The sequence below is a fragment of the Dellaglioa sp. CoH-57-MRSF-17 genome (assembly GCF_056782015.1).
Map to the genome: position 1 here is coordinate 1 of NZ_JBXAXY010000115.1, position 292 is coordinate 292.

Annotated in this window: 1 protein-coding gene; it reads left to right on the forward strand. The window is 58.6% G+C overall.

Features of this window, described 5'->3' with window-relative positions; all coding sequences use genetic code 11:
• Positions 1 to 292, forward strand: a 292-nt coding sequence (locus tag AC1RPJ_RS08085) for a hypothetical protein (protein ID WP_481762893.1), incomplete at both ends; no start/stop codon positions are given.

A 292-nucleotide genomic window follows, 5' to 3' on the forward strand; every position in this document is an offset into this window, starting at 1 on the left:
GGATCGGCGTGTTCCCCGAGTATTCGGTGAGCGGCCTTTACGCGGCTGTCATTGTCGGGACTCCGGATCGCGAACAACCCGCACAGGAACACGAAAACAAAGACGCTGAAGAAGGCCAGCTCGTCACTGATGCGCTGGAGAACTATACTCCGGAACAGGCTTCGGCAGAAGCAGACCAAGCCGCCAAGAACGCATTGGCATTCGAGGCTACGGTTGAAATTCCGGACGAGACGCAGACCGCTGACTCGGCAGCTGCTGTTATCCTCGTTCAGCGCCTTGGCATCAGCCCGGA